This window comes from Croceivirga sp. JEA036, from assembly GCF_011882165.1.
Classification (GTDB): Bacteria; Bacteroidota; Bacteroidia; order Flavobacteriales; family Flavobacteriaceae; genus Croceivirga.
The window spans coordinates 1,038,995-1,059,851 of record NZ_JAATON010000001.1; the positions used below are offsets into that span (position 1 = coordinate 1,038,995).

The 20,857-nt window shown below is 34.7% G+C and carries 19 protein-coding genes; 6 read left to right on the forward strand and 13 right to left on the reverse strand.

What is annotated here, in order from left to right; all coding sequences use genetic code 11:
• Positions 1-16 precede the first annotated feature (16 nt).
• The 12 genes from HCO57_RS04255 to HCO57_RS04310 all read right to left on the reverse strand — a co-directional run bounded on the left by HCO57_RS04255 (position 17) and on the right by HCO57_RS04310 (position 13,381).
• Positions 17-625, reverse strand: a complete 609-nt coding sequence (locus HCO57_RS04255; RefSeq protein ID WP_167987988.1) for a hypothetical protein — start codon at positions 623-625, stop codon at positions 17-19.
• 508 nt (positions 626-1,133) lie between these two features.
• The gene (locus HCO57_RS04260) at positions 1,134-1,430 is read right to left on the reverse strand and encodes a hypothetical protein (protein WP_167987989.1); all 297 of its coding nucleotides are present in this window, start codon (positions 1,428-1,430) and stop codon (positions 1,134-1,136) included.
• On the reverse strand, positions 1,423-1,665 hold the full coding sequence (locus HCO57_RS04265) for a hypothetical protein (protein WP_167987990.1): 243 nt from the start codon (positions 1,663-1,665) through the stop codon (positions 1,423-1,425). The genes HCO57_RS04260 and HCO57_RS04265 overlap by 8 nt, the downstream gene beginning before the upstream one ends.
• Before the next feature lie 548 nt (positions 1,666-2,213).
• Positions 2,214-4,277: a YARHG domain-containing protein gene (locus HCO57_RS04270; protein ID WP_167987991.1), complete on the reverse strand. Its 2,064-nt coding sequence runs from the start codon at positions 4,275-4,277 to the stop codon at positions 2,214-2,216.
• Between the two features lie 47 nt (positions 4,278-4,324).
• A complete protein-coding gene (locus HCO57_RS04275) occupies positions 4,325-4,948 on the reverse strand; it encodes a CatB-related O-acetyltransferase (RefSeq protein ID WP_167987992.1) in 624 nt (207 codons plus the stop codon).
• Positions 4,949-4,969: 21 nt separating this feature from the next.
• Positions 4,970-5,434, reverse strand: a complete 465-nt coding sequence (locus HCO57_RS04280; protein WP_167987993.1) for an MFS transporter — start codon at positions 5,432-5,434, stop codon at positions 4,970-4,972.
• Positions 5,435-6,005: 571 nt separating this feature from the next.
• A complete protein-coding gene (locus HCO57_RS04285; RefSeq protein WP_167987994.1) occupies positions 6,006-7,028 on the reverse strand; it encodes a hypothetical protein in 1,023 nt (340 codons plus the stop codon).
• 107 nt (positions 7,029-7,135) lie between these two features.
• Entirely contained in the window at positions 7,136-8,179 is a 1,044-nt protein-coding gene (locus HCO57_RS04290) for a hypothetical protein (protein ID WP_167987995.1), read from the reverse strand.
• A 160-nt stretch (positions 8,180-8,339) separates the two neighbouring features.
• Positions 8,340-9,416, reverse strand: a complete 1,077-nt coding sequence (locus HCO57_RS04295; protein WP_167987996.1) for an ABC transporter substrate-binding protein — start codon at positions 9,414-9,416, stop codon at positions 8,340-8,342.
• 88 nt (positions 9,417-9,504) lie between these two features.
• Positions 9,505-10,242 carry an MIP/aquaporin family protein gene (locus HCO57_RS04300; RefSeq protein WP_167987997.1) on the reverse strand — a complete coding sequence of 246 codons (738 nt, stop codon included), beginning with the start codon at positions 10,240-10,242 and terminating at the stop codon, positions 9,505-9,507.
• A gap of 24 nt (positions 10,243-10,266) precedes the next feature.
• A complete protein-coding gene (gene glpK, locus HCO57_RS04305; protein ID WP_167987998.1) occupies positions 10,267-11,763 on the reverse strand; it encodes a glycerol kinase GlpK in 1,497 nt (498 codons plus the stop codon).
• A gap of 58 nt (positions 11,764-11,821) precedes the next feature.
• Entirely contained in the window at positions 11,822-13,381 is a 1,560-nt protein-coding gene (locus HCO57_RS04310) for a glycerol-3-phosphate dehydrogenase/oxidase (RefSeq protein ID WP_167987999.1), read from the reverse strand.
• A gap of 280 nt (positions 13,382-13,661) precedes the next feature.
• Here HCO57_RS04310 and HCO57_RS04315 point away from each other — a divergent pair, with 280 nt between their 5' ends.
• Both HCO57_RS04315 and rluF read left to right on the forward strand, forming a co-directional pair.
• Positions 13,662-14,429, forward strand: a complete 768-nt coding sequence (locus HCO57_RS04315) for a DeoR/GlpR family DNA-binding transcription regulator (protein ID WP_167988000.1) — start codon at positions 13,662-13,664, stop codon at positions 14,427-14,429.
• Between the two features lie 59 nt (positions 14,430-14,488).
• The gene (rluF, locus tag HCO57_RS04320) at positions 14,489-15,208 is read left to right on the forward strand and encodes a 23S rRNA pseudouridine(2604) synthase RluF (RefSeq protein ID WP_136949742.1); all 720 of its coding nucleotides are present in this window, start codon (positions 14,489-14,491) and stop codon (positions 15,206-15,208) included.
• Here the strand turns inward: rluF and HCO57_RS04325 are convergent.
• The gene (locus HCO57_RS04325; protein WP_245167534.1) at positions 15,205-15,759 is read right to left on the reverse strand and encodes a uracil-DNA glycosylase family protein; all 555 of its coding nucleotides are present in this window, start codon (positions 15,757-15,759) and stop codon (positions 15,205-15,207) included. The genes rluF and HCO57_RS04325 overlap by 4 nt on opposite strands.
• A 306-nt stretch (positions 15,760-16,065) precedes the next feature.
• Here HCO57_RS04325 and HCO57_RS04330 point away from each other — a divergent pair, with 306 nt between their 5' ends.
• The 4 genes from HCO57_RS04330 to HCO57_RS04345 all read left to right on the forward strand — a co-directional run bounded on the left by HCO57_RS04330 (position 16,066) and on the right by HCO57_RS04345 (position 20,849).
• A complete protein-coding gene (locus HCO57_RS04330; protein ID WP_136949740.1) occupies positions 16,066-17,160 on the forward strand; it encodes a TolB family protein in 1,095 nt (364 codons plus the stop codon).
• Between the two features lie 53 nt (positions 17,161-17,213).
• Positions 17,214-18,893: a PorP/SprF family type IX secretion system membrane protein gene (locus tag HCO57_RS04335; RefSeq protein WP_167988002.1), complete on the forward strand. Its 1,680-nt coding sequence runs from the start codon at positions 17,214-17,216 to the stop codon at positions 18,891-18,893.
• A 474-nt stretch (positions 18,894-19,367) separates the two neighbouring features.
• Positions 19,368-20,012 (forward strand): response regulator, encoded by a 645-nt coding sequence (locus tag HCO57_RS04340; RefSeq protein ID WP_167988003.1) that lies wholly within the window; start codon positions 19,368-19,370, stop codon positions 20,010-20,012.
• A gap of 129 nt (positions 20,013-20,141) precedes the next feature.
• Entirely contained in the window at positions 20,142-20,849 is a 708-nt protein-coding gene (locus tag HCO57_RS04345) for a Bax inhibitor-1 family protein (protein ID WP_136949737.1), read from the forward strand.
• The last annotated feature ends 8 nt before the right edge of the window (positions 20,850-20,857 follow it).

Here is a 20,857-nt window from a genome sequence, read left to right on the forward strand (position 1 = left end):
GGAAATCCGACCGCAATTAATTATACACCGTGTTGGCAACAGTATTTTTTATATTAAACATCGTTTGATAATAAACTCCAAGCACAATGGTTAGTCTATTTTCAAATTCTTTCAAGTCATACTCGCTTGTCCAGTTCAATCTCTTTTTCGCAATCTTAGGACTAATTCTATACTTTGAATTAAATAATAAGAAACTCCTAGTACCAATTCTCCAATCAATTTTTTCAGAAAGACAATTCGAAAATTCTTGATTTAGTTTTACCCTAATGGGGTTCATTGAAGCAACATTGAAAAGTTGCTTTTCCAATTCCATATCTTTTTCCGAGCGAGTTGATTCCGTCCATACATTCAAATTCCTAATTTTTAATTCCAACGAATCTTGAAAAAAGTCAACAGGTAATTTTTTATTACTCCAGTCGGATATAAATTCAAAATAAGCCGCCTCAACTGAAATTTCCGGATATTTTTCTTTAATTCTTGTTTCAAACAATTCAACTGCCTTTTCCAAAATTTCCCTTTGCTCTTTCTCAATACACTCTTTTGAAGATTTGTCAAATGAAGTCGAGTCGATTCCTGATTTACACCCAGAAATTATTAGAAATGATATGAAGAGTAGTTTTTTCAATATTGTTGCCAACGCGTTAGCTATGATTTGTTGGGGGAATTTCACGCAATGAAAATTCCGCCATAGGTTAAAGATAGCTTTTTGCTGTCGATTTTCGCATAGAAAATCGACCCCCAATGAATTATAGGTTTTGTTGTCTGTAGTGATTTAGCCCCGCAGGGCCACCACGGAGTGGCAGTCACCACGTTCTGCTTGCGCAACCCTCCGTACTGAATGGAAGGCTTTCGTACGAGTTAGTAATCGGTCTGTGATGTCTTCGTTAGAGGCAGATTATGGCTTTAAAAAGTCCGACATAACATCAACGAGTAAGAAAAACGGCTGAGTAAACTTTAAGAGATTTTTGCTCGAGTAAGTAGCTCTAGCATTACAGACAACAATTGAATATCCGTAATATAACGGATATCTCTTTTGTATAAAACTACTAAATCTTAAACGGGAGGAAAATCCTTTATTTAAACTTTTAATCCTATTCTGGATTGCCAAGAATGTGTCCTAACTATAACCCGGTCTAACTACTAGCGTTCATTTGCCTATTATCTTTCATAGCTATAACGGTTACTTTGTTTTTAGCAAAAATATAAAAAACAGTTGTGTTCTTATGAATGACAGCCCGTCTCAAATGTCTTTGATTTTTTGATTCAGGATATAATGTAGGAAAATTGGAAACTGCTAGTTCAAATTGCCGAAGTAAACTCTCAAATTTAGACACCTCTTTCTTCGTAAATTTTAGATTCAGGTATTTTTTGATGGCAATGGCGTTTAGTAAGGACCGTTTTGTCCATTCCACCTCGTAAGCTCTATCCATTTGTCAAGCCATTCCAAAAATCGCTGGATTTCATGGTTTCACCTTGCCGATAATCTCTGATACCATTCAGGATATTGACCCGATCGCTTTCGGTAAGCTCTTCCCACCAGTCTGAAGTCTTACCCTCACTTGATAATTTGACAGAACTAAGCAGGCCTAAAATGGAATCATCGGTTAATGATTGAATCCACCCCACTAGCTCCTTTTTAGTCTTATTTAATTCTGATGTACTCATGCCATTACTTTTCAAGTAAAGTTACAAAAACGTTCAATTTTGGAATAATTCTAATATGAACATAAAACTCACCGAGAAAGTGTCCTATCCCATACTTTTTTTGAACTTTCAACGATTAAGCTATGATTTCGTAGCGAGAAATTCGCAAGAATTTCGAATTATAGAAATCAAGCTTTATTAAAAATAACAATTTTCAACTTAGTAGATGGGTAGCTATGAAATATACCTTATTCTGACCTCCATTTTACAGACTTAATTTAAAAGTTCATTTTCCCATGCGTTTTCGTGAACTTTCCAAAAGTTCATGGAAAGTTCATTTCTAAGGTAGCCAGACGGTGGGTATTATGCACTCTAGTTTTTTTCATGTTTAAAATAAAACAATACCTAAACGCAATTAGAATCACCCGAGAAATAAGCAAAACTACCCCATTAAGCAGACGACTCTGGTAGGTTGGTAAAGAACCCCTACCCTAGCTGTCTAAACTTGTACTAAAGCCATTTTTATATGCTCAAAATTAAACGAAACGGAAAGTACTTAAAACCATTTATTACAGATACTCCTTTGTAGCTTGTAAAAAATCTACGGTTGCACCATCTTTTACCTTAAATTTAAAATTAATAAGCTCCTTGACCAACCAACTATCGTATTCATCTTCTTCAATACGATTATCTTCAATACTGATGGTTGTGGTTTCTTCTTCGTGATTAAAATCAATTGAAATCTTATCTAATTCCGCTTGGCTAACATCTTCTGCACCATTTTCCAGTAGCAAATTTCTATCAAGATTTGCTGTTCTAGAATAGGTTAGTTTGTTAGATTTTGCAACGCTCTTAACCGCTATATCGTTTATAAACCTTTTTAAAATGGTATAGTACTTTTCATAATCACTAGAAAAATCTATACTGTTTTGGTATTTATTTTTTAAACCTTGTATTGCTTTGGTAGCCGCCTCTATACGTTCTTGTTCGTACATTTTTATGAGTCGCACATTTTCTTCTTCAATATCATTTAAAACAATTTCCACGCCTTCTACAGGTTGGTACCACCCCATGTTTAAAAAAAATTCTGTTAACTCAGAACTCCCAAAATCAAAACCTCTTCTAGCAAAAATCTCATTTCTAAGGAGAGATAGCTCCCACCTACTATTTAATTTCAGGTATTCTTCAGGAATAATACGCGTGTCTAACCTATCATGTATTAGCATTCTTGTTTTGTAGGGACTATAACCATTACGAGAAAACCATAGGTTTTTATTAGTTATCGTTTCTAAAAAAGGAATTTGCAAAGCTGTATAATCTATTAATTTCTTATTATTAGTAAAATCTAATTGATTACCAATAAACATCAACTTCTGCAGCCCATTTAACGATTTTAATTCCGATAAATAACTAAGGTCTAAATCCTCATACACTTTCTCTAAACTTCTAAAGCCTGTTAAATCTTCTAGGGCATAGTTTCGTCTTAAAAAGATTCTATCTGCGCTTTTTAAATTACTGAAACCACTAAGGTCTACTAATTCGCTATTTTCATGTACGTAGAGGTAAGAAATAAAGTCTAAGTTTTTAAACCCTTGTATACTTTTTAGCACCGGATTTTCTACAATATTAAAAGTGCCCGTTAAGGTCACTAAACCATTGAATCCTTGTACGTTGTTTAAACGTTTATTCTTTTTAATATCTATATTTTCTCTAACCGTTTTAAGACCATTAAACCCAGACAATGACTCTAGCTTCTCATTATCTGTTACAACTATTTTCCCTATTTCTGCAATAGCATTGGGTCCACTAAAATGTTTTAACGTTTCTTCACTCCTCAGAAAAAAACCGTCTTTAACAAACCGTAAATTTTTAAATGTGTTTGTTAAATCAACAACCTCTAAATTGGTCCCAATTCCCAAATCTTCAACACTTGTAAGGTTTTCAAAGGCATTAAAATCTTTGATGTAATCAAATGTAAGGCCAAGCCCTTCTCCTATAGTTTTTAACCCGTTAAAACCTGTAATTCTTTCTAAGTTATTTTTATGAATTTGTACATCCGCTGCAACGCCAACTATATTATTTAACCCGTTAATTTCTCTTAAAGAAAGGTTTCTACCAATATAAATTCCTTTAACGGTCCCTTTTAAACTATTAATAGCACTAATATCTGTTAGTAGTGAATTCTCTGTTATTTTTAAATTTCCCTGTAGAGTACTCAGTTTTTTAATTCCATTTAAAGCAGTTAAATTATCATTCTTAGTAATATAAAAGCCCCCTCCTATACTTTTTAAAGAAGATAATCCTTCTAAATTTTTAAGGTTATGGTTTTGCTTAATATTTAGATAATCACCAACTTCTGTTAATTTTTCTAGACCTTTTAAAGATTCTAATTTTTGGTTTTTGCTAATAACAATATTCCCCGAACATCTTTGTAGTTCTTTTAAAAGCGTTAAATCTACTCCATCAAAATCCTGAATAGTAATAGTTCCTTTAACTTCTGTATAGTGGCCAGCGGCAAAATCTTTTAAGTCTTGGGTCAATAAATTGCCTGTCCATACTTTTTGGGCTTGAGTTTTAACGTTATTGAGCAGAACAGTTATCAGCAATAGGTATACTAGCTTGCTTAATCTCATCTTGGTTTGGGGATATGTTTGTTGGTTTGTATGTTGTGCTTTGGTTGTTACTCAATTATATTTTTAACTTTATTATCTGTTAAATGTTGTACGTTTTGAGTTATTTTTTCAATATCCCAATTCCACCATTTCAGCTCTAATAATTTTCCGATTATTTCGCTTGAAAATCTTTTTTTAATTTCTTTAGCTGGGTTTCCTCCAACAATTGAATAAGGTTCAACATCTTTAATCACTGTGGAATTTGCAGCAATTATTGCTCCGTCGCCAATTGTTACTCCTGCCATAATTGTTGCATTGTAACCTATCCAAACATCGTTACCAATATTAATATTTCCTTTTTGGGGATAGCTCTTTCCATCCATTGCATTTTCCCAGCCATTCCCAAAAATCGCAAAAGGATAAGTTGATAATGAGTCAGTTAAGTGATTTGCTCCGTTCATTATAAATTTAACATCAGAAGCAATCATACAGAATTTTCCAATTATTAATTTGTCACCAACAAAATCAAAGTGATATTTTACATTTTTTTCAAAATTATCAACGTTTTCAAAATCATCATAATAAGTGTAATCTCCAACGATTATGTTAGGGTTCTTTACAATATTTTTTAAGAAACAAAGCCTTTCGTAATTATTAAGTGGAAATTTTAGGTTTTTATCCGGACCTGCCATTCAATTTTAATTTTGTTTTGCTTAGTGTTTTATTTCTAACTTCAATTGTCTTCCTTCTTCAAATGCTTTCTTATCCATCCCTTGACCGACTGCGATACCCATAGCCAATCCGATGGGTAATCCTGCTGCTAAAAAAGCCATACTCCCAAGGATTGTCCCAAAAGCAACTCCTAAAGGGATACCAAATGCAAACATCCCTAATGCTAACCAAGTATTTTTATAATGATTTTTTGTCACTAGCTTAAGTTTCTTCTCAATCAACTTAAGAATACTTGACTGACTCTTTTTTATTTGTATTCTTAGTTCTTTGTTTGATTCCGAAACTGCGTTTATTTGTTCAATTCCATCATTAACAAACTTTACAATTTCTTCTGGCAGTTCCCTTTTTTTCAATTCAATCAAAAGTTTATCAAATTGCGAATAAGTATTAGTCAGGTTTTTATTTTGGTCAATGCTTGGCCTTTTTTTAAGCTCTTTTATTTTCATCTGTAAATTTTAGGTTTAGAATTAACGTCTACTATAGGTGTACAAGCAGTGCAAAATGTTACCATGTTTTTAATTTTTCTCCACATTGGTTGCTACTAAAAGTTTTAACAAACTTTATTTTCTTATCAAAAGTGCTGCAATAATACAGTCTATGGTTTAGCCACTATAGTATAACAGAATCTATTGAGTAAAAATTTATACAGCTATTTATCCTCTTATGTAGATTATTTAAGACGATGAAATAGAACTTATGGAGATACCATCTTATTGCTTAACAGAAGTAATAGAAATCTGTCCATTATGAATTTGGTCAAAAATCAAAAGTTTGTGTTCAAAACCCACTTTTTCATACTTCCTTTTTTTTTGACAAGGTGGTTTTTTGATTCTTTCATAGATTACTAAATAGGATAACTTTTTTAGTCAACCTATTTCAGGACGATGCGGTTTTTCAGCTTTTTGCTAACGGTATTGTTTATGAGTAACAGCGAATTTATACTCGCAAACCTTTTGGTTTTGCACATGCCTTTGTTTTATGCTTGTACTTTCGTTTTATCACTTAAACCGCTATTACCTATACACCGTGTTGTATGGCGTTATTTATTCGGGTCGTAAATTCACTCTTCTTGTCAACGTGTAATGCCAAATTCTTGTATTTATATTTAATTCCATATAATCCTGTCAGTTCGTTTTCTTGCTTTAATCTAATAATGATATTGTGGCTTTCTAATTCTCCCAAAAATGATAGTTTCCGTGTTTCCTTGTTTAACTCTATATCTTTTGACGAAATCTCAATACTATCAACACTTTTTAAATCGATAGTTGTTTCCTTCATTATTCCATATTTAAGGTATAATTTATCATCTTTAATTAATATTGGTCTTTTAGACATTGATTTTAGAAATCCAAGAAGCTGAATTCCAGAATAAATACTTAAGAAAGTTAAAATCCAAGCAACCGTAACATTCCATTTTTGAAGAAGAATATGTAAAACAACAGTTTCAATAACAACAATGAAAATGATTGCAATTAATAGTGAAACTGTTCCACTATCTTTGTGATAAGAAAATTCATTTTCATTTAGTTTTCTTTTTTTCCAGTAAATAAATCCATAGTAAAAAACAGCAATTTCTGTCACTACAGGAATAACTGCTTTTTTGGGAAGTATTTCGTAACAAGTGTTTTTTAGTGCCGTGAAAAAGTCAACTTCATCACTTTTGTTTACTCTATATCGCTTTAGTGCTTTGGCAACATTATATATGATATATGACACTATCGATAACTCAACTACTGGAAACATCCAAGTTTTAAAGAGGTCGAGAAAATATTGATTTTCTATCGGAAGTATTGCGGAACAGACTAACATTCCAATAATCAAAAAAGGAACTACAGTTGTTTTTGGAATACTGGTTTTTCTGATAAGCAAAAAGTATATAATTGGAACTATTAATAATAGGTCTAACGTAATTCCAATCGAGAGTGTATTTGGGTTTGTTTTAAAAATTGATGATTTCGCAAGGATTGTCATCATTCCAATAATCAATATTGGTATTCCAAATAAGATTAGGTTTTTATGAAAATTTAATGTTCTGTTCATAGTTGTGTTTTAATTCCTTACAACGGTTTGGCTATGATTTCGTTGCGGATTTTACACACTTATTATTTGATTTATAGCTGACCTTTAATTTGTTCATTTTGTTTCTTTTAAGCGATTAAACCGCTATTATTTTTATACAATGTTGTAGCCAGTTTATTTTTAGCTGCTAATTTTGTTCCTAAATTAGGTTTAATCATTGATTCAAGTTCTGTATTCATAATTAACTTATCTTTTCTTGAATCGGTTTTTATAACTTTACCATAATAGTCATTAACGAGTTTCCAAGCATAAATTTGAGCTTGTATGGTCAATTTTCGATTAACCTTAAAAGGCTTACTTTTTAGGTTATGAGCAACTTTGTTCCTTATTTCATTTACTAAATATGCGTGAAAATTGAAGTAAGATTTATTTGTGTCCAAAAACTTTTCTTCCGGTTCTATATTCAGCACTTCTTTCCAACGTGCTAATCTTTTTTCTTTATTTGAACCAGGTTGACCAAGTAAACCTTCAACAGCTTTTGTAGCTTGAATAATCGCGATTTCTAGTCTTGGCAAGGCAAATACTTCATAATATTTTTCAAAATCGTGATTTGGATGTTTCCTATATTCTGGCGGTGATAATTCACACACGTGACAATACCAATGAGTCGAAACAGCAGATACTATGTGTTGCACTGCAAAGAAAAATTTATCATTAAAATACAATTCCGATAAAAGTCTTTTGTTTTCAAAAAAGTAGGATAAATTTAGTATTCTACCCTCATTATAAATCTTCTTTAAATCATAATTGAAAGTAAACTCATCAAATCTGTATTTTTCAAGTTCTGGATAGATTAAGTCTTTTTTTAATTTAGTTTTATCAAAATCTGTAATCCATTTATATTCCAGGTCAATTAAAGATTCAAAATCAGAAGTTAAAGCCATAGCATACTTAAATAGTATACCAAAGTTTTTCCAATAATTATGATTATGAATTGACGGCTTAATAACAGAAATCAATTTAGAATAATCGTCCTTTTCAGGCGTCCAAACAAATACATCTTCCAATGGTAATTCCATTAGCTTAATGAAATCATTAGAATATGGTCCGAATGAATTATCAATAAGCAAACCACTTAGTATTCCTGTATTTGTATCTTTATTTGGAAACATTTTTTCAAAATTGGCTACAACAATAAAATATCCGTAATAAAGCGGATATCTCTTTTGTATAAAACTACCAAATCTTCCACAAACAAAGAATCTTTTTCTAAACCTTTTAAGGTACTAAATTCTATGGAGTATCGGTTGTAGTAATTGGAGATAACTACAATTAAAATAATACTCTAAAACAACTTAAATCTTCTTTATCTCTTTCTACAACCTGTACAGGAGCTTCTTTCCATTGTGCAAACATTTCTTTTGCATTTTGAGATAGATTAATGGCTCCACGGGTACCTTGCATACTTACTTTAGTCCAAGCGTTTGCAATATGCTCTCGGCTTGTTCCAAATTGGTTCATTATTTCTGCTATCAACTGTATGGCATCATAACCTTCTAAAGCTACAAATGAAGGTTCTTCTTTACCCCTTTCACGTATTTCTTTTAGAACATATTCCATTTGTGAATTTGCTTCCTTGGGCATATACCGCAAAAACGGAATTGAACTACCTATTGTGCCAAGAGTATTGGTCCAGCCATTGAATTCTGGTTGTCCAGCTGGGGCTCCTATCCTCAAATTTTGCAATCTATTATCTTCTCGTAAAGCTTTTACAATAGCTATTGCAGGTTCTGGATATCCTGTTAAAAGCAGCAATGCAGTGGCGTTACTGGCTGCAACAACATCACATAATTCTAATGGTGTATAATCTTGGATATTAAACGCTATTACAGAACCGTTTTGCTGACTAAACGCTTTTTTAAGAATAGTTACTCCCGATTCCCAATACACGCTTGGTGCAATTGCTACTGCTATATTTGTATGGCCCTCATCCATCAAAAATCTTGAATAAACCTCCCACCCTTTGGATTGTACCAGAGGTAGCCTTGCAATGTATGTAGAAGGTTTATCAATTAAATTATCTATAACGGCAGAGGTACATAAAAAAGGAACGTTTAGCTCATCTGCCTTAACCGCTATATGCTTTGCAACAACACTATGGTATTCGCCAAGGATTGCCTTTACCCCTAAACCAACCAATTCTTCTACAAACTTGGAGGCTTTTTTGGGGTCCGCCGCACTGTCTCTTACTAATAATTTTATAGGCTTTCCACTAATACCACCGCTACTATTTATTTCTGAAACTCCGAGCTCTATACCCGCAAGTACTTGTTTTCCTGCCTCCGCCCAACCTGGACTAGTTAAAGGAACGATTACACCTAAGTAAATAGGGGTATTTTGTTTATGCATAGCTACCTATTTTCTACAAAAATCTTCAATAATAATACTGTTAGGTGTAAAACTACTAAAATCCGATTAAAGGAAAACCCTTGTTATGTTAACTTAGCGCCATATATACTAATGCTGCAATTACGCAGCCTAGAATGGGGCCTACAATGGGTATCCAGGCGTATCCCCAATCACTAGTACCTTTTAAGGGCAATAAGGTGTGTACAATTCTTGGGCCTAAATCTCGCGCAGGATTAATAGCATAGCCTGTAGTACCACCCAATGCAAGGCCAATTACCCATACTAAAAATGCCACTGGCACTGCTCCTATGGAACCAAGTCCCATCACAGCTTTGGTATCTACCGTACTTACAATATCTAGCTCTGGACCTGCTAAATAAAAAATTACAAATACCAATACAAATGTTCCAATAACCTCACTCAACAAATTAGAAAATGGATTCCTTATAGCAGGGCCTGTACTAAAACAGGCCAGCACTCCTCCTTCGTCTTCGGTTACCTTAAAATGGTCCCTGTAGAACACCCAAACCAAAAAAGCACCAAGCATGGCACCTAACAATTCGCCCGCAAGGTATTCTGGAACCAATCCCCACGCTAACTTACCAGCGACAGCTAAGGCTATGGTCACAGCAGGATTTAAATGCGCTCCACTATATGGCCCAGCTACCACTACTCCAACAAATACTGCTAACGCCCAAGCGGTAGTAATGACCATCCAACCTGCATTATTCCCTTTTGTATCTTTTAAAACCACATTGGCTACCACCCCATTACCCAAGAGAATGAGTAGCATGGTACCTAACAGTTCTGCAACAATTATTGACATAATTTACTATTTAAAAGGGTTGGTTTATTCTTCTATCCAGTTTTGTGCGCACTTGACCGCTTTATGCCAGTAATGTAGCATATTTGCAATCTTTTCTTTAGGTGCTTCTGGATAAAACTCTTTATCAATACTCCATTGCTGCTGTATTTCCTCTATATTTTCCCAATATCCTACTGCTAGTCCAGCTAAATATGCCGCTCCCATTGCAGTGGTTTCTAATGTTTTGGGTCTGATGATTTTAAAATCGAATAAATCGGATTGTATTTGTAACAATAGATTACTTGCACTAGCCCCACCATCTACACGAAGCTCTATGCTTTTTGCTCCCGCGTCTGCTTCCATCGCTTTTGCAATATCATAGACCTGAAAAGCAATACCCTCTACCGTTGCTCTAGCAATATGAGCATCTGTTGTACCTCTAGTAATCCCCATCATCGCGCCTCTAGCATATTGGTCCCAATATGGCGCACCTAAACCAGTTAATGCTGGTACAAAGTACACCCCACCATTATCTTCTACAGTTTCTGCTAAATGATTTATCCCTGGGGCAGTTTTTACCATTTTTGCTCCGTCTCTTAACCACTGTACGGCAGCACCCCCTACAAATACGCTGCCTTCTAGCGCATAAGTGGTTTTACCATTAATTTTCCATGCTACGGTGGTTAACAAATTATTCTTAGAATATACAGCCTTATCTCCCGTATTCATGAGTAGAAAACAACCCGTACCGTACGTATTCTTTAACATTCCAGGTTTGGTACACATTTGTCCAAATAAAGCAGCTTGCTGGTCACCTGCTACACCCGCTATCGGAATTTTAGTAGAAAATAAAGTAGTTGCTGTTGTTCCATAAACTTCACTACTTTCTTTTACCTCTGGTAAAATTGCTTTGGGTATGTTTAACAAAGTAAGTAATTCATCATCCCAAGAAAGGGTATGGATGTTAAATAACATGGTCCTACTAGCGTTAGAAACATCAGTGACAAACATTTTTCCGCGAGTAAGTTTCCATATCAACCAAGTATCCACGGTGCCAAAACAAAGCTTACCAGCCTCCGCTTTTTCTCTTGCGCCATCTACATTATCTAAAATCCATTTAACCTTAGTAGCAGAAAAATAGGCATCTATGACCAAGCCCGTTTTCTTTTTAATTAAATCGATATGACCTTCCGCTTTTAGCTGGTCACAGTATTTTGCAGTCCTTCTATCTTGCCAAACTATAGCATTATAGATGGGCTCGCTGGTTTCTCTATCCCATACCACTACCGTTTCTCGCTGATTAGTAATTCCTATAGCCGCAATATTTTCTCCTGTAATTCCCTGTTTTGCAATCACCTCTGCTGCCACGGATATTTGAGAGGACCAAATCTCGTTTGGGTCGTGCTCCACCCATCCTGGTTTTGGAAATATTTGTTCAAAAGGCTTTTGAGATACACGAACAATTTCGCCATCATGATTAAACAAAATGGCTCTGGAAGAGGTAGTCCCTTGATCTAGGGCTAAAATTAGTTTAGTTTTCATTTATTTTTCAGTTTAAGTGGTTTTAACCCGCTGTGGGTAAAGGTTAAAACTTAAAAATTTATAATATATAGTTTGCAGTTACGGCTTTATAATCCGCTAATTGTTGTTGTTGCCATTCTAGGTCTTTTCCTAGTTCTTTTGCCATAATTTCTGCAACTTTAGGAGCCATTTCTAGACTTTCTTTAGCATCTAATAATTGACATCGTGTACGCCTTGCTAAAAAGTCCTCTACCGTCCTAGCCATTTCAAAACGAACCGCCCATACCACTTGTGCCTCTATTACACCTAAAGCAGTACTTATACTGCCCTCCCAAGTATTTTGCTTTGCTAGATGCAACAAAAGCTCTTGGTCACTACCATAAAAGTACAATGGATTGTGCAAATCTACATTAGCTTGGTAACCATGTATTTTTAAATCCTTGGTTTGGGTTTGGGTTTTTGGCCAACCTTGATTTTTCTCTGCTTGGTCTACTAGGTCTTCCCCCATTTTACGGTAGGTGGTCCATTTACCACCAACCATGGTTAATAACCCTGAATTTGTGGTGAAAATTTTATGACTTCTAGAGATTTCTTTCGTTTTCTTTCCTTTTTCATTAGAAGCCGCTAAGGGGCGCAATCCTGCGAATACACTCAATACATCGTTACGCTTGGGGGCTTTTGTCAAATATCGTGTAGCTGTGCGTAAAATAAAATCAATTTCTTCTTCTAAAGCCACAGGTTCCAAAGATTCTTGTTCCACCGGGGTGTCTGTGGTGCCAACAACCACCTTGTTGTGCCACGGTACTAAAAATAACACACGACCGTCATCTGTTTTAGGAATCATAATGGCATCTGTTCCAGGAAGAAAAGATTGGTCTAAAACTACGTGTACCCCTTGGCTAGGTGCAATAGTTTTTTGAGCATTGGGCGAATCCATTTTTAAGACATGATCTGCAAATACGCCAGTGGCATTCACTACTTGTTTCGCGTTAAGTTGATGTGTTATTCCTGTTTCTTCATCTACAAAAGTTACACCACAAATTTTTCCATTATCATTTTTTAAAACCGAAGTAACTCCAGCATAATTCAGGGCTAAAGCTCCCTGCTCAACTGCAGTTTGTAGCGAATTAATAGCCAATCGGGTATCATCAAACTGTCCATCATGATACACCACTCCCGCAGAAATTTTATCAGGTTTAATTGTGGAAATACGTTTAAGGGTTTTCTTTTTGTTGATTCTTTTAGACTTACCTAAGCTTAAGGAACCCGCAAGCCAATCGTACAAGGTTAGTCCAACAGTATATTTTATTTCATCAAATAAACCATGTGTGGGTATTACAAAACTTTGGTCTTTTACTAGGTGTGGTGCATTCTTTGCCAACAGCCCTCTCTCTATCACCGCTTCTCTTACCAAACCTACATTCCCCTGTGCCAAATAACGCACACCACCATGTACTAATTTTGTGCTTTTACTAGAGGTAGATTTGGCAAAATCAGATTTTTCTAACAACACTACAGCATAGCCTCTTGCCGCAGCTTCTAAAGCAATACCTATACCTGTTGCCCCACCACCAATGACCACAAAATCATATATTTTTTTGGTTTCTGTTATTTTGGAAATCATCTCATCCCTATTCATGATGTGCAATTTTTTATTTCGAAATATTAATTCGATATAAAATTATACAAAAACGAAACAATTCAAAACTTATTTTTTGTTATTTTGATATGCAAGTCTTGATTAAAACGATAAATTTTTGTCCTTCGCTTTAAATGTATTACCCCATTACTACCATTTATGGTGATAAATTAAAAAAAAGCATAAAAAAACTTCGTTATATTTCGTTTTTACTAAATCGAAATATTAAATAGTAGCGTTTTGAAGCAGTTATGGCTATCTTTGCTCAAAACGAAACCTTATGTCTATTAATATTGTTGACCGACACAAACGCATTTTAGACAAATTAGAGACCAACGGCTATGTTAAGGTAAACGAGCTAAGTGAGGAGTTCAATGTTTCTCTGGTGACCATTCGTAAGGATTTAAAAGTATTAGAAGAACGAAATCTTTTGTTTCGTTCGCATGGCAAGGCAATTCCTGCAAACCCATATATTACTGAACATCATGTTACCATTAAAGAAAAACTATACAGTAAAGAAAAAAGTAAAATAGCAGCGACTGCCGCTGCCATTTTAGAACCTAATGACAGTATTATATTAGCCTCTGGTACTTCTGTAATTGAGTTCGCAAGACATATTCCCCCTCTCAATGGCTTAACCGTATTATCTGCTTCTTTAAATGCTTCTATAATTTTAGCGGAACTTAAAGAAATAGAAGTTATGCAATTAGGTGGCAGCGTGCGATCTAGTGCTTCTTCTGTAGTGGGCCCTATTGCAGAAAAAATGCTTTCTGAATTTACTTTTACCAAATTATTTGTTGGTGTAGACGGTATTGATCTTGATTTTGGATTAACAACCACCAGTGCTATGGAGGCCTCTTTAAATAAAGAAATGATAAAAGCTTCACAGAAAATTATTGTGCTTGCAGACTCTTCTAAGTTTAATAAAAAAGGATTTGGTCGTATTTGCGGTTTAGAAGAGGTAGACCAAATTATTACGGATTCGGGTATTGATAACCGCACCAAAGAACGTTTAATAGAATTGGGGGTTGAACTCACCATTGTTTAATTCGGTTTAAAATAGCATTTCCTCTACTTGTAGTAACTTGCTCCCAAATTTTTAACACCTTGGTACGAATAAATAAATACTTTAGTGAAGTTGGTTATTGCTCTCGCAGAGAAGCCGATAAATTGGTAGCCCAGAAAAGAGTCACTATTAATGGTATAACGGCAGAAATGGGCAGCAAGGTTGGGCCAGAAGACCAAGTACGGTTAGATGGCAAACTCATTGCAGAAAAAGAAAGTAACTATGTGTATTTGGCTTTTAATAAGCCTCGAGGTATTGTTTGTACTACAGATACTAAAAGGGAGAAGAACAATATTGTAGACTTTATTAATTATAAGGAACGTATTTTTCCTATTGGCCGTTTAGATAAGGACAGCCAAGGTCTTATTTTATTGACTAATGATGGTGATATTGTAAACAAGATACTACGCGCCAAGAACAATCATGAGAAGGAATACATTGTTACCGTAAAACAGCGCATCAACCAAAAATTTATACAGAAAATGGGAAACGGTGTCCCTATTCTAGATACAGTCACTAAAAAATGCTACGTAGAACAGCTAGATGAGTATCGTTTTAAAATAATTCTCACCCAAGGTCTTAATAGACAGATAAGACGAATGTGCGAATACCTGGGGAATAAAGTAACCCGATTAGAACGTAAACGTATTATGAATATTCATCTAGACACTCCTTTAGGTAAATGGCGAAACCTAACCACAGAAGAATTAAGTACACTCCAAGATTTAGTGGCCGACTCCTCTAAAACCAGTGAATTCTAATTGATTTCTGCTAACGCTTTAGCTACTTCTTCTTTTAATCTGGGCAAAACTTCTGTTTTAAACCAAGGGTTTTTAGCTTGCCAAATAGCATTTCTGGGAGAAGGATGTGGCAAAACAAAGTAATTTGGCAAATATTCGTTATACGCCTGCACGGTCTTGGTTAAGGTGGATTTTTTTGTTGCTCTTAAATAATAATTTTGTGCATAGCTACCTATTAATAATGTAAGGCTAACGCTTGGCAATTGCTGTAAAACCCTAGAATGCCAAGTTTCAGCACATTCTGGATGTGGTGGTAAGTCTCCAGATTTTCCTTTTCCTGGATAACAAAACCCCATCGGAACTAAGGCTGTTATTTCTTCGTTGTAAAAATCGTTTGCTGAAATCCCCATCCAATTACGCAGGTTTTCTCCACTTTTATCATCCCAAGGTATACCAGTTTTATGCACTACACTGCCTGGTGCTTGGCCAATTATAAGCAATTTACTATTAGGTTGCGCACTAATAATAGGTCGTGGTCCTAATGGTAATTTTTCTTGACACAAAGTGCACATCCGTATTTGTTCTAGTAATGGGTTAAGCATACCTATATCTTATAAAATAGTATATGTATAGTAGGTCCTTTTTTAATTTTCTTTCATAAAAGGTGCTTTTCAAGCAATTTAAATGATGCTTCTGAAAGTAAAAAAACCATTCATCGATAGATTAAAACAATTAATACTACGACGAAATGCACAATAATCTTCGTTGAAATGCACTTTTTTGTCGTTTAAAGTGCAAAACCTATGAATTTTTCATAAGTAAACAGGTCAAATCTTTACTGACCTTTGTATTGTTCAATAGTTCTAAATCTAAATGTTATGAAAAACAAACTTAAAAACGGCCTACTTACCTGCTTAGCCATCATGGCAGCCAACGTCGCTGTAAATGCGCAAGAAATGGACAAGGCCACAATGACTAAAAACATTGACGACTATTTAGAGTTGATGGAAATGGGTTACTCAGAAACCGAAATTTTCCAAGACTTAGGTAACGTTAACTTTATCGTAGAAAACTATGAAAACGCAGCTTTTTGGTACGAGAAATTGTTAGCTAGCAATGTGGCGCTTAGCGATAAAGAAAAATACCAAGAAAGATTGGCTTTTGCACAGTCTAAAACAAACGGTAAGAGCGTTACAAAAAAAGCTAACAAAGATTGGTTAGCAGCGGTAGAGGGTGATTATAAGGTAGCTTCTACTAAAATTGCAAATAATTTAGAAGAGGTGGCATTATCTCCTGATGGTAGATTCGCATTTTTCAGCAAAGAATCCGAGCAAAAACCAGAATATGGAGTTTTCTCTAAAAAAGAAATTGTATACGAATTGTACCGTGCAGAAAATAAGAATGGAAAGTGGTCTAACTTTAGAAAGTTAGCGGTAACACCAAAGCATTTTTCTGCTAAGCACCCTACAGTATCTAAAGATGGTTCTCAATTGTTTTTTGCCTCTAATATGCCAGGCAGCTATGGAAAGTATGACATATACGTAGCAAACATTAAAGCAGACGGTTCTTTAGGACAAGCTATGAACTTAGGCCCAAAAGTAAATTCTAAAAAGGATGATATGAATCCTACTTATGGTGCAGATAACACACTTTACTTTGCTTCTAACGGTAGAAAAGGCTATGGTGGTATGGATTTGTTTGCTGTGCAGGTAAATGGTAACAAACTAGGTAGTTCCAGAAATCTAGGTAATACCGTTAACAGCAGCAAAGATGATATTGCAATTAAGTTTGATGCCAACACTGGTATGGCTCATGTAACCACCAACAGAAATAGCAGTAAAAGCTTAAGTCAAATTGCTGTAAGCTTTCCGCAAAAGAAAAGCCCTGTTGTTTTAAAAGACGAGAAAGGTTTATTACGAGCGTTGAATGACGACTCTTCTAAAGAATTATCTACAACAGTATTTGATGAATAAGACTCCTTAAGCTTCCCCCCAGAAATTTCCCAAAACTTATAAAACCCCAAGTCATGAAAGCATTTATTAACAACTTTAGAAAAAACATTCTACCATTGGCAATAGTACTTATGGTAGCTGTAATGCCTAACGTAACAGAGGCGCAAGAGACCGCTCCTAACAATAATTATAACGTTGTTAGCCCGTTTCACAATCAGTTGTTCTTTAACAGGTTTATGATTAACCCTACCTATTCTTTGGTAAGAGAAAACAAATCATACCTAAACGTGCTTTTAAGAAACCAGTATTCTGGCTACCAAGACAACAATCAGAACTACTATCTTGGATTTAGTAACAAATTGGACCAAAACACTGCACTTGGTCTTGGAGTCTACGGAAATTGGTCTGGGGTTATACAAGAATTTGGGATAAACGCGAACTACGCTACTGGGGTAGCTTTAGGAGAAAAAAGTGCCTTAACTTTTGGTGCTAACGTTAAATACATGACTATCGGTTTAGACAGAAACAGAACCATAGCCAATGAAGATGACCCACTTATACAAGAGGCGCCAAAACAAAATAAGGTAGCATTAGAGCCAGGTATCAATCTAACATTGGGTATGTTTGATTTTGGAGTACACATGACAGATATGGTGGCCTACAACCAAACTAACGAAACATTAGAAACTAACTTTGGTTTTAACGGTATGCGTTCTACCGTGCAATACACACACAAGTTTAAAAACACCAGGGGAATCTTAGAAGATGGTAGAATAATGCCTTTAGTACAAGTGGGGAATAATGTACAAGGCAACTTCTCTTACACCGGTTCTTTGTTAGTAGACTTGCCTAAGTTTGGATGGCTACAAGGAACTTATGATGCGGATTATGGATTCTCTTCTGGTGTAGGGTTTAATTTGAATAAAAAATTATCTCTTGGCTATGTTATGGGGAAAGACATGAGCAAAACAGGTGATAATCTAGGATGGAATCATGAACTTTCTTTAGCATACAACTTTAAAGATGATTTAAGAGGGGTTGGGATTAATGTAAACATTGCAGATGCTAGCAAATCAGAAGACGCAAGAGTAGATGAGATTGTAAGAAATTACGAAGAGCAATTGACTTCTCTGAAACAACAAATGAAAAAAGAAGCTGTAATTGAAGATAAAAATAGCTTAGCTTATGAAAACAGACTAGTTTTAGACGAGTTAATGTTAAGACAAGACTCTATAGAAAAAGCCAGAGATGAAATGTTTGAAAGAAGGTTTGAGACTATGGTACGCTTAATTAGACATGAGGTTAAGCAAGTATTAGACAGACCTGAGCCTGCAAGAAAAGAGAAAAAACAATATTACGGTTCTCGTTTGGCACAAACCGATACTAAAACCAACAGCACTACTACCAAGAGCACACCTATCAAAAGAGATTATGACGACTCCTTTATCCGTCAGCAAAAAAATGCAGACCACCTAGGAATAAGTTCTGGATACTACGTAATAGCTAATGTATTCAAAAACAAAACTTATTTACAAAGCTTCATGAACAAGCTAAACAAAAAAGGATTGGATGCTAAAAAGTTTTATAACAAAGAAAACGGCTTATACTATGTGTACTTAGCAGATTACAAAAGTAAGGCAGATGCATCTACCGCTATGGTGAGCAATTTAAATGGTGCCTACGAAGATGAAAAATGGGTTATGGAAGTGTACAACACACCTATGGCAACTGCCAATGTAACCTTTACAGAATAAGAAATTAAGGTCTAGCAATAGACTTAAACATATTAAAAATAAAGACTTGGGGAAGTTTTTACGTGGTCTTAAGTGAGTTAGCGCACTTAGGACCACTTTTATTTTTCTGATAATCAGATATATACAAATTTTTCGATAAACTACACTTGAATTTGGTCGAAATTTCCTACAACTAATTTTCAGATTTGGATATAATTTTTAACTTGCCATTAATTATTAAACCCCCGAGTCTATGAATACCTACTTTTATACTTATCAAAAGTTCTGGCAGTCCTGACCAGGAACCTACAAGAAAAAATTACGATGGTTTTAGAAACCGTTCTGCTATAGTTTCGCGGCATTAGCAAAACAGCCCTATTTACTATCCAAAATAAAAGTCTATTATGCTTTAGGTATAGTAACTTTTATGCCCATTAATAAGTATGGATATTTCCATTACTTAATACAAATGTTACAACCCCAAATCTTTGTATAATGAACGCTAACACCATTAAAGTTATTGTTATTGACAATGACCCCATTTCTAAAAAGAAATTTGAGACCTATTTTTCACACCTAGGCCAATATAGCCTTATTGGCACCTATGATTCCTTTACACCTGTTTTGGACAATTATAAAAAACTGAATCCAGACATTATTATATCTGAAGTTAAATTACAAGGAATTAGTGGTTTAGAAGGTGTGCGTGCCCTTAGAGACAAAAAGGTAGACACCAAATGTATAATGATTAGTGAAGAGAATAATTTAGACCTAATCAAAAAAGCATTTAAAGTTGGTGTCAATGGTTTTTTAAGCAAACCTCTTACCTTAGACAGACTACTGAATGCTTTAGAATCTGTTAAACAAGAAGGTACTGCTTTAAGTTATGATGTTGCTAAAAAAGTTGTCGCTGTATTTCAAAAAAAACAATTCGATTTTCTTTCAAAGAGAGAAAATCAGATTGCAGATTTATTAATGCAAGGTCATACCTACAAGACTATTGCACAACAACTGTATGTAACACCAAGTACCGTAAACTTTCATATTCAGAATATTTATTTAAAACTGAATGTAAACTCTAAGTGGGAAGCTTTAGAAAAATTGAGAGAAATGGAAATGGCAGAGCTAAAATCTGCTTAACTTTAACAAAATACCCCATAGGATAGTGCTGTTCATCTATTTTATGGGGTTTGTTTTGTATTTAATAGTATATTCATATACGATAACAGTTACTTTAGTTGTTATCTCAATACTATTAAATATATTTTCATGGAAAACCAATTCACAACTACACCAAAACTCGTTAGTCAGTTAGAAGACCAAGCCCGAGTTGCTTTCTACAAAAAAACATATGCACATTTAGCAGGTGCGGTGTTATTATTTATTCTGGTAGAAACCTTATTTTTTCAATTAGATGGTATATTAAATTTAGCCTTGTCTCTTACTGGTGGCGTAAGTTGGTTGCTATTATTAGGCGGATTTATGCTAGTTACTAACTATGCTGAAAAATTAGCTTTAGGTAGTAACGATAAAAAGATGCATTATGCAGGTCTTGCATTATATGTAGTGGCAGAAGCATTTATTTTTATTCCCTTAATTTTTGTAGCTATGTATATGGCTCAAGATGGTGGTTTTGAAATTCTGAATCAAGCTGCTATATTGACCTTAGCGTTATTTTCTGGTTTAACTGCCGTAGTATTTATTACTAAAAAAGATTTTTCTTTTTTAAGCTCTATTTTAACCATTGGCTTTTTTATTGCCTTAGGTTTAATAGTTGCTGGAGTGCTTTTTGGCTTTAACTTAGGATTATGGTTTAGCGTGGGTATGGTAGTTTTAGCCTCTGGTTCTATTCTATACCAGACCTCTAATCTTATCCATAAATACAATGAAGAACAATATGTTGCTGCATCTTTAGGTTTGTTTGCTTCTTTAATGCTTCTATTTTGGTACATTCTAAGTATTTTATCTAGAGACTAAGAATAAAA

Coding starts and splice junctions, on each gene's coding strand:
- HCO57_RS04260 (WP_167987989.1), bottom strand. CDS start 1,430: ATGGATAGAGCTTACGAGGTGGAATGGACAAAACGGTCCTTACTAAAC.
- HCO57_RS04265 (WP_167987990.1), bottom strand. CDS start 1,665: ATGAGTACATCAGAATTAAATAAGACTAAAAAGGAGCTAGTGGGGTGG.
- HCO57_RS04270 (WP_167987991.1), bottom strand. CDS start 4,277: ATGAGATTAAGCAAGCTAGTATACCTATTGCTGATAACTGTTCTGCTC.
- HCO57_RS04275 (WP_167987992.1), bottom strand. CDS start 4,948: ATGGCAGGTCCGGATAAAAACCTAAAATTTCCACTTAATAATTACGAA.
- HCO57_RS04280 (WP_167987993.1), bottom strand. CDS start 5,434: ATGAAAATAAAAGAGCTTAAAAAAAGGCCAAGCATTGACCAAAATAAA.
- HCO57_RS04285 (WP_167987994.1), bottom strand. CDS start 7,028: ATGAACAGAACATTAAATTTTCATAAAAACCTAATCTTATTTGGAATA.
- HCO57_RS04290 (WP_167987995.1), bottom strand. CDS start 8,179: ATGTTTCCAAATAAAGATACAAATACAGGAATACTAAGTGGTTTGCTT.
- HCO57_RS04295 (WP_167987996.1), bottom strand. CDS start 9,416: ATGCATAAACAAAATACCCCTATTTACTTAGGTGTAATCGTTCCTTTA.
- HCO57_RS04300 (WP_167987997.1), bottom strand. CDS start 10,242: ATGTCAATAATTGTTGCAGAACTGTTAGGTACCATGCTACTCATTCTC.
- glpK (WP_167987998.1), bottom strand. CDS start 11,763: ATGAAAACTAAACTAATTTTAGCCCTAGATCAAGGGACTACCTCTTCC.
- HCO57_RS04310 (WP_167987999.1), bottom strand. CDS start 13,381: ATGAATAGGGATGAGATGATTTCCAAAATAACAGAAACCAAAAAAATA.
- HCO57_RS04315 (WP_167988000.1), top strand. CDS start 13,662: ATGTCTATTAATATTGTTGACCGACACAAACGCATTTTAGACAAATTA.
- HCO57_RS04325 (WP_245167534.1), bottom strand. CDS start 15,759: ATGTGCACTTTGTGTCAAGAAAAATTACCATTAGGACCACGACCTATT.
- HCO57_RS04330 (WP_136949740.1), top strand. CDS start 16,066: ATGAAAAACAAACTTAAAAACGGCCTACTTACCTGCTTAGCCATCATG.
- HCO57_RS04335 (WP_167988002.1), top strand. CDS start 17,214: ATGAAAGCATTTATTAACAACTTTAGAAAAAACATTCTACCATTGGCA.
- HCO57_RS04340 (WP_167988003.1), top strand. CDS start 19,368: ATGAACGCTAACACCATTAAAGTTATTGTTATTGACAATGACCCCATT.
- HCO57_RS04345 (WP_136949737.1), top strand. CDS start 20,142: ATGGAAAACCAATTCACAACTACACCAAAACTCGTTAGTCAGTTAGAA.